Origin of the sequence: Enterococcus sp. 6D12_DIV0197, assembly GCF_002174385.1 — a bacterium.
Lineage (GTDB): Bacteria > Bacillota > Bacilli > Lactobacillales > Enterococcaceae > Enterococcus_D > Enterococcus_D casseliflavus.
The window spans coordinates 707749-720952 of the sequence record NZ_NIBN01000001.1; the positions used below are offsets into that span (position 1 = coordinate 707749).

Sequence of the window (13204 nt, forward strand, 5' to 3'; positions counted from 1 at the left end):
GCGGTGCTTCCTTGCAATGACATTGATCAATGCGAGAAGACACCGCAGCTTCTCAGCCTTCTTTTGGTTTTGCGGTAGATTGACGAATCACCAGCTGGGTACTTAAAAAGATGCGTCTGGCGATCCCAGGATTTTCGATGCGGTTATAGAGTAGCTCTAACCCCGTTTCACCCATCTCTTCAGTAAATGCTTGGACTGAAGAAAGGGGTGGAGAGACATAGCGGGACACCGAAATATCGTTGATGCCCATAACACTGATGTCTTCAGGAATCTTGATTCCATGAGCCGTTAACGTATGGATGACCCCGATCGCAAAGGCATCATTGGCTGCCAAAATCGCAGTCGGCAAGCGGTCTTGCCACAAAGCCAAAGCCTGCTCCGTTAATTCTTCCCCCGTTTGGACATCCAACCGACTATTTTCTTTCACGATGAAATAATCCTCATCAAACAGCTGATAATGCTGCATCATATCGACATAGGTGTTGACCGTTGGCGTTTTGTACCGCCGATACCCATACATATTTTGACTTTCCTCGGCGCCGATAAAGGCGATTTTTTGATGACCAAGTCCCATCAAGTGAGAAAGAGCCAACTCCGTTGCTTGCGTAAAATCGGTATTGACAGAATCGTAGTCATCCAGGGGAAAGTTACTGCCAATCACACAGAGGTTGGGGTGTAGCTCATGGAGTTTTTTGACCCGCTCTTCTGTAAACTTGCCGATCGCCAGTAAGCCGTCGACGGACTGGATCACTGACTCATCAAGGTTGGAGATTTTTAACAGATCGCAACCCAGTTCGGCGGCTCGTTTTTCCACACCCAAACGAATCGACATATAGTAAATGTCTTCCAATTCTTCATCATCCATCCGCCACTGAACGATCCCAATCGATTTGTTGTGTTTTTTTGGTACATCCACTGGTAGTTCACGCTGCTTTTGCTTGTTTTTGTATTTCGTATAATTTAGTTTTTCAGCTGCCTCGAAAATCTTTCGTTTGGTTTCTTCGGTCACTGAAAGACTAGGATCGTAGTTCAGAACCCGTGATACGGTTGATATTGATACCTCAGCTATGGTCGCTATGTCGGTAATCGTAGCCATAGAATCCCTCCTCCAATGCTTCTCCTCTTCAGTATATTTCTTTTTAGTAAAAAAACCAAGAGAGAAATTGCCCTCAAGTAAAAATTTTACTTTTTTTAGGAAAAACTATTGATTATTTTCCTAAAAAAAAGTATGATTTGAAATGAAGAAAGCGTTTTAAAAATGAGGGTGGCATGAATGAAGTGGATTAATTCGTTATTTATCCTGGGTCTACTTATAGGGTTGACTGCTTGTTCTCCAAATGAAGCAACGCAGACGCAAGCATTTTCCCAAAGCAGCGAAAAGCAATTAAAAGAACGAGCGCTTTGTTATTCTGACGAAGATTTTTCGCAAGGTGTCGTCCCGTTGCATGAATTCGTGAAGCTATCTGGCACCATCGTAAAGAGTGATGCGAAAACAGCAGACATTGAGAAAGGGGATCGATTTATTCTAGAAACAGCGGCTGGACAGTACCAAGTATTCAATGAACAAAGTCAACAACTGAAACTGCAAGATGTGGTGACGGTCTACGGAGAATATTATGGTTTTATTAAAGCGACATTGATTGAAAGGAAGGATGCGGATGCAATCACAGAAGCTGCAGCAATTGAAAAAAAATAAATTTGAAAGTTATGAAGATGTAGCAGCCGGCTTCAAAACGATCATGGACCAACTCAAACCCGCTTTTGCAAGCAGTCGTCCCGGTCATTTGGCTTTAGGCAGCCATGGGACTGTCTATGAGAAAGAGGTACAGGAACTTGAAGCGTTCTTGCGACCGCTTTGGGGACTCGCGCCTTATCTAACCCAGCAAGAAGATTCATTCATGGAAACCTATCTCTCAGGAATTATTGCTGGTACAGATCCAGAGAGTCCCGATTATTGGGGTGTTGTGGAAGACTTCGACCAACGAATCGTGGAGATGGCTTCGCTAAGTACCTTTTTATTATTAAACAAGGAAAAAACGTGGGATGTTTTATCCCAACGCCAAAAAGATGATCTCCATGCGTGGCTGATCCAAGTCAATCAACGAGAAATTCCCGCAAACAATTGGCATTTCTTTCGGGTTCTCGTCAATGTAGCCATGAAGCGTTGTGGCCGCAGCTTTTCCCAAGAAAAGATCGATGCTGACTTGGCATTGATCGAGACCTTTTATTTAGGGGAAGGATGGTACTGTGACGGAGTAGCCACTCAAATCGATTACTATGTATCTTTTGCGATCCACTACTATAGTCTTCTGTACTGTCGATTTGTCCCTGAGGATCTTGAAAGGGGAAGGAAGTTCAAACAACGAGCCACCGATTTTGCTCAAACCTTCAAACATTGGTTTGCAGCAGGTGGAGCTGCCGTTCCATTTGGTCGAAGTTTGACGTATCGCTTTGCGCAAGTTTCTTTCTTCAGCGCATTGGTTTTTGCGGATGTTGAAGCATTGCCATGGGGAGAGATCAAAGGGTTGATCAGTCGTCACCTGCATCAGTGGATGCAGCAAGACATTTTTACTTCCGAAGGGATACTGACGGTCGGCTATTCGTACCAGAATCTGATCTTTGCCGAAGGCTACAATGCACCAGGTTCACCTTATTGGGCGTTAAAAACCTTTCTTTTGTTAGCGGTACCAAAGGAGCATCCCTATTGGCAAGCCACCCCGACGCCATTAGCGATCACTGAAAGAACACTGGCTCATCCCATCAGTAAGAACTTTTATCAACACAATCAAGACTTGACGCATGCCTTGATGTTTCCTGCAGGACAATTTATCAACTATCAAAGTCATGCCAGCAGCAAATATAGCAAATTTGTCTACTCAACGACGTTTGGCAATAGCGTGCCCAAAAGCAATTATTGGTTTTATGAAGGAAATTATGACAATACGTTGGCTTTATCAGAAGATGACCATTACTTTCGCACTAAAGGATTGGATCGCCAGTATCAGCTTTTACCTGATCGGATCATTCATGAATGGAATCCATGGGAAGACGTCCAGATAAAAACAACAATCATTCCACTGATAGGCAGTCACCTTCGCATTCATGAGATCAATTCTCAGCGCGCCCTTTCTTTCTATGAAGGTGGGTTTTCATCACCGAAAGAGCCTACTGCCATCACTGAAAAAAACGCACGCAGCGCTGCGGTACGAACATCGATCGGCTATTCGAAAATCGAGGCGATCGCTGGCTATGAAACGAGCGATGTCCTACGAACGGAGCCAAATACGAACCTCTTGTATCCTGCAACGTGGCTGCCGTATCTAACTGCTCAACGACAAGCGGGAAAGCACCTGTTCGTTTCCCTCGTCACCGGCTTGCTTCCACAAGAACAAGAACAAGCAGTGACCGTCGAAGTGACAACAAACAACATTACGATCAATCAATCCGGACATATGATCCAGGTTGAGCGAATAGGAGGAAAAAATGGAAACCAGCTATGACGTACAGCTATCACAATGGGTAGCCGAGCAAATCGACTTCACCGTTAATCAAGTAAGAAAGAATACTAAGACCTTTGACACGTTGGTCCCACCGGCAGCAAGTGAACAGCTTGTCTATCGACCAGAAGCCAACCATGATTGGACGGCGAGTTTTTGGACTGGCATGTTGTTTTTGAGTAAAGAACTGACGGGATCAACAGAATTTGATGAAACCATCGAAAAACAACTGCACTCTTTCCAAGAACGATTGGACCAAAGAATTGGACTAGAAACCCATGATATCGGGTTTTTGTATAGTTTGACTGCGATTGCCGACTATCGAGTGAACGGACGGGAAACTTCGAAAAAACTCGCGATTGCCGCCGCCGATCTATTGATGGCCCGTTACTCACCCAAAGCCCAGATCATTCAAGCGTGGGGCAATCTCGATGATCCGCAACAACGGGGGCGCATCATTATTGATTGCTTGATGAATTTGCCGCTATTGTATTTTGCTTCCCAAATGACGGGGGATGAATCCTACAAACAAGCAGCCTATGCTCATGCCAAGCAGACCCAGAAATACATCGTGCGAGACAACGCCACGACGTACCACACCTATTACTTCGACGTTGAAACTGGAGCGGCGATCGGCGGCAATACCCAACAAGGCTATGCCGATGATTCCTGCTGGGCGAGAGGGCAAGCGTGGGGAATCTACGGATTTACGCTGAGTTACCTTTACACCGGTGATACCAGTTTCTTGAAGACTGCTCAAGACCTTGCGGATTACTTTATTGCTGAATTACCGGCGGACAAGGTCAGTTATTGGGATTTAGTGTTTAACGATGGTAGTCAGGAAGAAAGGGATAGTTCGGCCGCCGCCATCGCAGTCTGTGGCTTGCTAGAACTGGCGAAACATTTACCGATCACGCAGCCAAACCAAGCCGCCTATCAGGAAAACGCCTTGGCGATCTTGGCGTCGTTAGCCCAAAACTATACAACGATCGACCATCCCGAATCAAACGGACTTTTGATGCATGGGGTTTATGACAAGAATTCCCTCAAAGGGGTCGATGAATGCATGATCTGGGGCGATTATTATTATATGGAAGCGCTGATGCGGGTGTCACAAAGTTGGTATTCCTATTGGTAGTTTTAGGGGCGACCCTTTAAAAAAATGTTTAATGGAGGAATGAACATGCACTTTTTGAAAAAAGGTTTATTAGCAGCAACGATGTTTGGGACAATCGCAGCCTTGGCAGCGTGTGGAGGCGGAGCGACAGATGATTCCGCTGCTTCTGAAGATGGCGACATCAAATTGACCGTAACCACTTGGAATTACGATACGACACCTGAATTCGAAAAACTATTCCGTGCCTTTGAAGAAGCGAATCCGGGCATTACCGTTGAACCTGTCGATATTGCTTCAGATGATTATGATACCAAACTGACGACGATGCTCTCTTCAGGAGATACGACAGATATTTTGACCATGAAAAATTTACTTTCTTACTCTAATTATGCGTTGCGGGACCAATTGGTGGATCTCACCGACCATATCGGATCATTGGATATTGCCCCAGCGCAAGAAAGCTATGACATGTATGACGTAGAAGGCAAAACCTATGCACAACCGTATCGGACGGATTTTTGGGTCTTGTATTATAACAAAAAAATGTTCGATGAGGCAGGTTTAGACTACCCATCAAACATCACCTGGGACGAATATGAGGAGCTTGCCAAGCAGCTAACAAAACCAGACGAACAAATTTATGGTGCGTATCAACACACGTGGCGTTCCACTACCCAAGCGATTGCAGCTGCCCAAAATGGCGCCAACTTGATCGATCCTCAATACGACTACTTGGAAGCGTACTATGATCGTGCATTGCGGATGCAAGACGAAAAAGCGCAAATGGACTTTGGGACAGCAAAATCAACGAAAGTTACGTATCAATCACAATTTGAAAATGAAAAAGCAGCCATGATGTACATGGGAACTTGGTATATGGGAGCGTTGATGACCAATATCGACGATGGCAAGACAGATGTTGAGTGGGGCATTGCGGAAATGCCGCAAAATGAAAAAGGGGAAGTAACGACATTTGGTTCTCCGACTGCTTTTGCCATCAATAAAAATTCAAAACATCAAGAAGCTGCACAAAAATTCTTAGACTTTTGTTCTGGTGAAGAAGGCGCCAAAGTATTAGCAGAAGTCGGTGTCGTTCCTTCGTATAAGACTGACGCCATTGATGAACTTTACTTCTCCCGTGAAGGCATGCCCGCCGATGAAGTATCGAAAAAAGCCTTCAATCCAGAAACCGTCGCGATCGAGTTTCCTGTCGATGAAAATGGACCAGCGATCGACAAAATCTTGCAAGAAGAACATGACTTGATTCTTGTAGGGGATGAAACACCAAAAGAAGGCATTGCGAATATGGAAAAAAGGGTGAAATCTGAAACCGAATAGTCCTAACGAGAGAAGGGACTTGGGCAAAAAAGTTCCTTCTCTTTATTAATGAAAGGGGGCCTGCTGGCAAGCAGCAGGAGACAAATATGGAAATAACCTCAAAATCAAAAGCAGCCAATAAGTTGAAACGCAAAAATACGCTAACCGCGCTGTCTTTTATTGCACCGAACTTTATCGGCTTTTTCTTATTTACCTTAGTGCCCGTTGTGTTCTCATTGATTCTGGCTTTCATGGAATGGGATTCCTTTCGTTCACCTGAATTTGTGGGAATGAAAAATTTCAGCAAAATGCTAGGGGACGACACCTTTTGGATATCGTTAAAGAACACCTTTCTCTATACGATTGGCGTCGTTCCATTGACGTTAGTATGTTCCTTAGGCTTAGCGATTTTATTGAATAAAAAAGTACGTGGAATGAAGTTTTTCCGTACGGCCTTCTTCTTTCCTTATGTCACCTCGTTAGTTGCGATCGCTGTCGTGTGGAACATGTTGTTTCACCCAACGATGGGACCAATCAATCAGTTTTTGAAATTTTTTATTGAAAATCCTCCTGGTTGGACCTCCAGCTCTGATTGGGCTTTGACGGCGATCATCATAGTCAGCGTCTGGCGTGGCATGGGGTATTACATGATCTTATACTTGGCAGGGTTACAAAGTGTGCCAAAGGAATTGTATGAAGCGGCTTCGATCGATGGCGCCAACAAGTGGCAGCAGTTTCGCAACGTGACTTTGCCGTCCTTACGACCAACGACCTTCTTTGTTTCGATCATGCTGGTCATCAACTGTTTCAAGATCTTCGATTTGGTCCAAGTCATGACTGCCGGCGGACCCGGTCGAGCCACCAATGTCTTGGTGTATCAAATTTACAACGAAGCGTTTGTGAAATTTAATTTTGGTTACGCATCTGCGATCGCCATGGTCTTGTTTGTGATCGTTTTGGGCATCACGGTGATCCAGTTTAAGTGGAACCAAAGACAAGAACGGGTGTAAGGAGGGAGTACAGATGGAAAATACACTGAGTAAAAAGAATGTTCAAGCCAAACCAAAACAAAAAGCCAAGCTGTCGGTCGGCAGTGTCTCCTTGATTCTTTTATTAACATTTCTCGCGTTAGTGACACTGATCCCGTTTCTTTGGATGATCTCTGCTTCTTTTAAGACCAATAACGATGTTTTTAGCGTACCGATCCAATGGATTCCAAAAAGTTGGCACCCTGAAAACTATACGGTGATCTGGGATCGCATTCCTTTGCTGACTTTTTTCAAGAACACAGCATTTTTGAGCGTCATCATTACCTTGATCCAACTGTTTACCTCTAGCTTTGCGGCCTATGGGTTTTCGAAGATGCATTTCAAAGGACGCGACCTGTTGTTTCTGACATACATCGGTACGATTGCGATTCCTTGGCAATCATATATGATTCCTCAGTTCATCATGATGCGCCAGTTCGGGCTGACAGACACGCTTTGGTCTTTGGTCCTCTTACAAGCCTTCAGTGCCTTTGGCGTCTTTTTGTTGAAACAATACTATAGTAGTATTCCTGACTCATTGTGTGAAAGTGCGCGGATCGACGGCCTGAGTGAGTGGGGGATCTATCGAAAAATCATTCTACCACTGACGAAGCCCGCTTTAGCGAGTCTGACCATCATCACCTTCGTCAATACATGGAACGATTATATGGGACCATTTATCTACCTTTCCTCAACCGAAAACAAAACCATTCAGTTAGGGTTGAAAATGTTTGTCGGCTTATATGATGCCGAGTACGCCCTGATCATGGCAGCATCTGTGGTCTCCATTTTGCCAGTAGCGATCGTCTTTTTAGCAATGCAAAAATACTTCGTAGAAGGAATCGCTACTTCGGGAATGAAAAATTGAGGTGATCAATCATGTTTACCAAACCTACCTTTGAAAACAATCTTTACATGCGGATCTTCCGCTGGCTATATATTGGCTTTGCCCTGAATATCAGTTTTTGGGTCGTGAATACACCCTACACCCTCACGGCAATGTTCTTGGCAGTCGATCCTAGAAACCTCCTTTGGTTTGCATTGGCACTCTTGCTGATTGGTCCAAGCATGATCAGCCTCCTGGCTGCGATCGATCGCTTTGCAGAACACAAAGACATCGATCCAGTAAAAGATTTCTGCTACTTTTTACGAACCTTTGCCGTGCGCGGGTTTCTCTATTGGCTCATCGGCTGGCTGGGAAGTGTCATTGCGATCGTGGATATTCTGTTTGCGGTTCAATTTGAAAGTGGCAAATGGCTCGTTCCTTTCTTTCTTTTGTTAGGGATGCTTTCCATAGCTCTTAGTATCAACGCGTGGTACTTCCAAGTGCGTAATCCAAAAGCCGCTAAGAAAGATGTCCTGCGTACCGCACTTTTCTTCACTTTGAAAAAATGGCCTGTTAGTTTGTTAGCAACCTTTTTGTTTGTTGCCGTTTTTGTCGCCTTGATTTTGAAGCCGCAATTTGGCTTTACTCTTTTTCCAGTCCTTTTTTTCGGACTCCTTTATTTAAACTTACGGAAATTTCAGATAAAATAGAAAGAAAGTCGTCTACGAATAAAGGAGACGACTTTTTTAGGAGAAAGGGGGGCTTGAAGATGGCAGAAACAGTCACACTTCAACCGATTACGGAAGAAATGATTGCTGAACTTTGGTCGATCAGCTATGGGCCTAAGGCAGATTTAGAATGGAAAAAATGGGACGGACCGTATTTCCAAGACCCCGTGTTGACGTGGGAAGAATTTCGAACGGGGTTTGGTGCTAGCTGCATCGACAACCCGTTACGTAAAGCGATCAGCTATCAAGGAAGAATCGTGGGGATCGCGACCGCTTACTGGGAAGACAATACCTTGCAGCAGTGGTTGGAATTCGGGATAGCCATCTATGATGCTTCCCTTTGGAATCAAGGGATTGGCAGCCAAGCAATTCGCCAGTGGATCAATGAGTTGTTTGAATCACAGCCTCATATCCAGCGTGTCGGTTATACCACGTGGTCGGGCAATCACCGCATGATGAAACTAGGAGAAAAGCTAGGGATGACCAAAGAAGCCCAGATCCGCAAAGTCCGTTTCTGGGAAGGCACCTATTATGATTCCATCAAGTATGGCATCTTGCGAGAAGAATGGGCACAGCAGAAGTGAAGGTAGGGGATGCGGCAGCCAATGTCGTATTCCTTTTTCTTTTTTACAACAAATCAAAAAAATTTCTAGTATTACAGACAATAACCATGTACTATCTCTATGTAATACTTTATAATAATTCCAATGTACCTGTCTCTTATACACATCTAGATGTGTATAAGAGACAGATGTAATACTTTATAATAATTCCAATGTACAGATTAGAAATATTTTAAAAAAGTCGGGAATAGCGTTTGAAGTTCATTCTCAATTAGTCTAAAATAGTGAGAAAGAAAAGATACTGGAGGGAAAGAAATGTCAGTTTTAGAAATCAAAAATCTACACGTCCAAATCGAAGATAAAAAGATCTTAAAAGGCGTTGACTTAGTGTTAAAAACTGGAGAAATCCATGCCATCATGGGACCAAACGGTACAGGGAAATCAACCTTGTCCGCTGCCATCATGGGCAACCCGAATTATGAAGTGACAGAAGGGGAAATTTTGTTCGACGGCGAAAATGTATTGGAAATGGAAGTGGATGAGCGGGCTCGTTTAGGTCTGTTCTTGGCGATGCAATACCCAAGTGAAATTCCAGGCATCACCAATGCGGAATTTATGCGGGCAGCGATCAATGCCAAACGTGACGAAGACGACAAAATCTCTGTCATGGATTTCTTGAAAAAATTAGATGAAAAAATGGATTTATTGAATATGCCAGAAGAAATGGCGGAACGCTATTTGAATGAAGGCTTCTCTGGTGGAGAAAAGAAACGAAATGAAATCTTACAATTGTTGATGCTAGATCCAACCTTTGCGATTTTGGATGAGATCGACTCTGGTCTAGATATTGATGCCTTGAAAGTCGTAGCAAAAGGCGTCAATGAAATGCGCGGCGAAGGCTTTGGCGCTTTGATCATCACCCATTACCAACGTCTGTTAAACTACATCACACCAGACGTGGTTCATATCATGATGGAAGGCCGTGTCGTGATGACCGGTTCGGCAGATTTAGCCAAACGCCTAGAAGCAGAAGGCTATGCTGGGATCAGTAAAGAGTTAGGAATCGACTACAAAGAAGAAGAAGCGTAAGGAGGCAAGGTAAATGGCAAAATTACAGGATTATCTTGAACAAGTCAACGTTTTTTCAGCGTTAAAAGAAGAGCCTGAATGGATGTTGGAATTACGCCAAGCAGCCCTTGCGAAAGTGGATGAACTTGCGTTTCCAAAAATCGAGCGGGTGCGTTACGAGCGTTGGCCATTGTTCAATATCGACGAACAAGCACTTGCTGGTGAGTACGCTTTGCCAGAAGAAGAAGTGGCAGGCGCAGTTCCCGCCTTTGACGCGATGGATAACCATCCGACTCTCGTTCAGTTTGATGACACCACCATCTTTGAGCAATTACCGCAGGAGTTGATCGACAAAGGCGTGATCTTCACCGACTTGTTTACAGCAATGAAAGAAGTACCAGAGTTGGTCAATCAATACTACATGACCAAAGCAGTACCAATGGATGAAGACAAAATGACCGCAGCACATGCGGCGTTTATGAATAGCGGCATGTTCTTGTATGTACCAAAAAACGTGGTGATCGAAGAACCCCTTGAAGCGATTTTCTATCACAATGGCAATAGCCAAGCGCATTTCTTCAAACACATTTTGATCGTTGCTGATGAGCACAGTGAGTTCAGCTACTTGGAACGTTTCCAAACCAAAGGCGACCAAGCGAAAAAACTGTCTGGCAATATCGTAGTGGAAGTGATCGCCAAAGCAGGTGCGAAGGTCAAATTCTCTGCGATTGATCAGTTAGGTGTCAACATTACTACGTACATGAATCGTCGCGGCTACGTATTACGAGATGCGATGGTAGATTGGGCGATCGGAGTCATGAATGACGGCGACGTCGTTGCGGACTTTGATTCTGATCTTGTAGGCGAAGGCGCGCATTCGGAAGTCAAAGCGGTCGCAATCAGTGCTGGGCGTCAAACACAAGGAATCGACACTCGCGTCACCAATAAAGCACCGCATTCCATTGGACATATCCTGCAACACGGCGTTATCAGAGAACGCGGCGTCTTAACCTTTAACGGTATCGGACACATTTTAAAAGGAGCCAAAGGAGCGGACGCGCAACAAGAAAGTCGGGTCTTGATGCTTTCTGACCAAGCCCGTGGGGATGCCAACCCAATCCTTTTGATCGATGAGCACGAAGTAACCGCCGGACACGCAGCCAGTGTGGGACGGGTCGATCCAGAAGAAATGTACTACTTGATGAGTCGTGGGCTGCGCAAAGCAGAAGCGGAACGTTTGGTGATTCGTGGCTTCTTAGGCTCCGTCTTGACCGCGATCCCAGTCAAAGAAGTGCAACAAGAATTGGTTGCCGTTATCGAAGGGAAGTTACTCGCATGATCGATGCCCAAAAAGTGAAACAAGCGTTTCCCATCTTGGATCAGCTCGTAAATGACGAACCATTGATCTACCTCGACAATGCCGCCACTACGCAAAAGCCAGAGGCGGTGCTGCAGGCGATCACCGATTATTACCATCAAGACAATGCCAATGTTCATCGTGGGGTCCATACCCTCGCAGAACGGGCGACCCATTCCTATGAAGGCGCACGGGAAAAAGTGCGCAGCTTTATCCATGCGAATGAAACGGCGGAAGTGCTGTTTACTCGAGGGACGACCACTGGTTTAAATTGGGTCTCCCGCAGCTACGGCGACCGTTTTGTCAATGAAGGCGATGAAATCGTGATTTCCTATATGGAACATCATTCCAATATCATCCCTTGGCAACAATTAGCAGCCCGAAAAAAAGCTACCTTGAAATATATCCAGCTGACGCCAGAAGGCACCTTGGACATGGAAGATGCCAAGAAACAGATCACAGAAAAAACCGCTATCGTTTCGATCGCTCACGTTTCCAATGTTTTAGGCGTGATCAATCCGATTGCGGAGCTAACCAAATTGGCGCATCAGCACCAAGCCGTCATGGTGGTGGATGGTGCTCAGGCTGTTCCACATATGACAGTTGATGTCCAAGCACTGGATTGTGATTTCTATGCCTTTTCTGGCCATAAAATGTGCGGACCAACTGGCATTGGTGTCTTGTACGGCAAGCGGCAATGGCTGGATCAGATGGAGCCCGTCGAATTTGGCGGTGAAATGATCGATTTTGTCCATCTGCAAGAAAGCACGTGGAAAGAACTGCCGTGGAAATTTGAAGCTGGTACACCAAATATTGCTGGTGCGATCGGTTTAGGTGCAGCGGTGGATTACTTAACAGAAATCGGCTTAGAAAACATCCACGCCCATGAAGCAGACTTAGCTGCTTACGTTTTGCCAAAACTGCAAGCCATTGAAGGCTTGACCATCTATGGCCCCCAAGAAGCAGCAAAACGCACGGGAGTGATCGCCTTTAATCTAGCAGGCATCCATCCTCATGATGTTGCCACCGCTTTAGACATGGAAGGCATCGCGGTAAGGGCAGGTCATCATTGTGCCCAACCCCTCTTGAGCTATTTGCAAGTCCCAGCGACTGCACGGGCCAGCTTTTACCTGTATAATACAAGAGAGGACGCCGATCGATTGGTTGACGCCATCAAGCTGACGAAGGAGTTTTTCCAACATGGCACTAACGAAATTAGATAATTTGTATCGACAAGTCATTCTGGATCATTCCAGCCACCCACATCATCGGGGCACCTTGGATGATTCAACGTATAAAGTCGAATTGAATAACCCTACCTGTGGCGACGTGATCCACTTGGAGCTCGCTGTCGAAGGAGACACCATCAAAGATATCGCGTTTACTGGCGAAGGCTGTTCCATCAGTACCGCCAGTGCATCCATGATGGGGGATGCGATTATCGGTAAGACACTAGCAGAAGCTGGTGAGCTATCAGGCTTGTTTTCTGAACTCGTCCAAGGAAACGACATTCCCCAAAGCGATCGCTTAGGCGATGCTTCCATGCTTGGAGGTGTGGCGAAGTTTCCTGCACGCATCAAGTGTGCGACTTTAGCTTGGAAAGCATTAGAAAAAGCCATTGCTGCTGACAGTACACAAGCATCTGTCAGTCACAGCCACGCCAATGAATCTGACACTGAAGAAACCAGCGAATAGACAACCGC

13 protein-coding genes are annotated in these 13204 nt (G+C 45.2%); 12 read left to right on the forward strand and 1 reads right to left on the reverse strand.

The genetic code is table 11. The features are described 5' to 3' along the window. Window positions 1-52 precede the first annotated feature (52 nt). A complete protein-coding gene (locus A5867_RS03410; RefSeq protein WP_005232137.1) occupies window positions 53-1096 on the reverse strand; it encodes a LacI family DNA-binding transcriptional regulator in 1044 nt (347 codons plus the stop codon). A gap of 177 nt (window positions 1097-1273) precedes the next feature. Here A5867_RS03410 and A5867_RS03415 point away from each other — a divergent pair, with 177 nt between their 5' ends. From A5867_RS03415 to sufU, 12 genes are all read left to right on the forward strand, one after another. Continuing rightward, complete coding sequence (locus tag A5867_RS03415; protein WP_087626860.1) at window positions 1274-1696, forward strand: hypothetical protein; 423 nt, start codon at window positions 1274-1276, stop codon at window positions 1694-1696. Beyond that, window positions 1659-3500, forward strand: a complete 1842-nt coding sequence (locus A5867_RS03420; protein WP_087626861.1) for a DUF2264 domain-containing protein — start codon at window positions 1659-1661, stop codon at window positions 3498-3500. The genes A5867_RS03415 and A5867_RS03420 overlap by 38 nt, the downstream gene beginning before the upstream one ends. Next, window positions 3484-4635, forward strand: a complete 1152-nt coding sequence (locus A5867_RS03425) for a glycoside hydrolase family 88 protein (RefSeq protein WP_087626862.1) — start codon at window positions 3484-3486, stop codon at window positions 4633-4635. The genes A5867_RS03420 and A5867_RS03425 overlap by 17 nt, the downstream gene beginning before the upstream one ends. Before the next feature lie 45 nt (window positions 4636-4680). Beyond that, on the forward strand, window positions 4681-5952 hold the full coding sequence (locus A5867_RS03430) for a sugar ABC transporter substrate-binding protein (protein ID WP_034857867.1): 1272 nt from the start codon (window positions 4681-4683) through the stop codon (window positions 5950-5952). Window positions 5953-6038: 86 nt separating this feature from the next. Next, window positions 6039-6941, forward strand: a complete 903-nt coding sequence (locus A5867_RS03435) for a sugar ABC transporter permease (protein WP_081117115.1) — start codon at window positions 6039-6041, stop codon at window positions 6939-6941. A 13-nt stretch (window positions 6942-6954) separates the two neighbouring features. Then, window positions 6955-7827, forward strand: a complete 873-nt coding sequence (locus tag A5867_RS03440; protein WP_005232123.1) for a carbohydrate ABC transporter permease — start codon at window positions 6955-6957, stop codon at window positions 7825-7827. A gap of 11 nt (window positions 7828-7838) precedes the next feature. Further along, on the forward strand, window positions 7839-8495 hold the full coding sequence (locus A5867_RS03445) for a hypothetical protein (protein WP_010748767.1): 657 nt from the start codon (window positions 7839-7841) through the stop codon (window positions 8493-8495). A gap of 59 nt (window positions 8496-8554) precedes the next feature. Further along, entirely contained in the window at window positions 8555-9097 is a 543-nt protein-coding gene (locus tag A5867_RS03450; protein WP_010748768.1) for a GNAT family protein, read from the forward strand. 294 nt (window positions 9098-9391) lie between these two features. Further along, window positions 9392-10165 carry a Fe-S cluster assembly ATPase SufC gene (gene sufC / locus A5867_RS03455; protein WP_005232112.1) on the forward strand — a complete coding sequence of 258 codons (774 nt, stop codon included), beginning with the start codon at window positions 9392-9394 and terminating at the stop codon, window positions 10163-10165. A 13-nt stretch (window positions 10166-10178) separates the two neighbouring features. After that, on the forward strand, window positions 10179-11483 hold the full coding sequence (gene sufD / locus A5867_RS03460; RefSeq protein WP_005227369.1) for a Fe-S cluster assembly protein SufD: 1305 nt from the start codon (window positions 10179-10181) through the stop codon (window positions 11481-11483). Continuing rightward, window positions 11480-12724, forward strand: coding sequence for a cysteine desulfurase (locus A5867_RS03465; RefSeq protein ID WP_015508911.1), 1245 nt, complete (start codon window positions 11480-11482; stop codon window positions 12722-12724). The genes sufD and A5867_RS03465 overlap by 4 nt, the downstream gene beginning before the upstream one ends. Next, complete coding sequence (sufU, locus tag A5867_RS03470; protein WP_005232105.1) at window positions 12702-13196, forward strand: Fe-S cluster assembly sulfur transfer protein SufU; 495 nt, start codon at window positions 12702-12704, stop codon at window positions 13194-13196. The genes A5867_RS03465 and sufU overlap by 23 nt, the downstream gene beginning before the upstream one ends. Window positions 13197-13204: the final 8 nt, after the last annotated feature.